Annotated in this window: 1 protein-coding gene; it reads left to right on the top strand. The window is 35.9% G+C overall.

Annotated features, from left to right (window positions below; genetic code table 11):
* On the top strand, positions 1-725 hold a 725-nt coding region (locus AC1DCY_RS27310; RefSeq protein WP_477355824.1), incomplete at both ends, for a leucine-rich repeat domain-containing protein.

Genomic DNA, 725 nt, shown 5'->3' with positions numbered 1-725 from the left:
TTTGTCTATAGAGAAAGATTTATTGGTATTCCAGGTATCAGTATTACAGGATGGAAAGGAGATCAAACTCCACAGGATGTTGTTATCCCTGATATGATCGAGGGTCTACCGGTTATAGAAATAGCAAGCAGTGCATTTTCTAAAGGAAAAGCAAATTTTACAAGTGTAACGATTCCGACAAGCGTTAAAAGAATAGAATACAATGCATTTAAAAATACTCAATTAGAAAGTGTGGAATTCCTCACACCTTCAAACCTGACAACGATAGGGAACGACGCATTTTATAATAATAAATTAACAAATGTAACGATTCCGTCAAGCGTGACAACGATAGGAGAATTTGCATTTTATACTAATCAATTAGAAAGTGTGGAATTCTCCTCCCCCTCAAGTGTGACAACGATAGGAAAATACGCATTTTATAATAATCCATTAACAAATGTAACGATTCCGTCAAGCGTGACAAAGATAGGAGACTATGCATTTTTTACGAATCAATTAACAAGTGTGGAATTCCTCTCACCCTCAAGCCTGACAACGATAGGAAAATGGGCATTTTACGGAAATAAAATAGATAGTGTGGAAATCCCTGAAGGCGTGACAGCAATAGGAAAGGAGGCATTTCGTTCTAATAAATTAACAAGTATAAAAATTCCGTCAAGCTTGACGAAGATTGAGGATAGTACATTTTCAGGTAATCGATTAGAAAGTATAGACATTCACGA

It is taken from the genome of Lysinibacillus sp. 10T31 (genome assembly GCF_056394365.1).
This window is presented reverse-complemented; position numbering and strand designations above follow the sequence as displayed.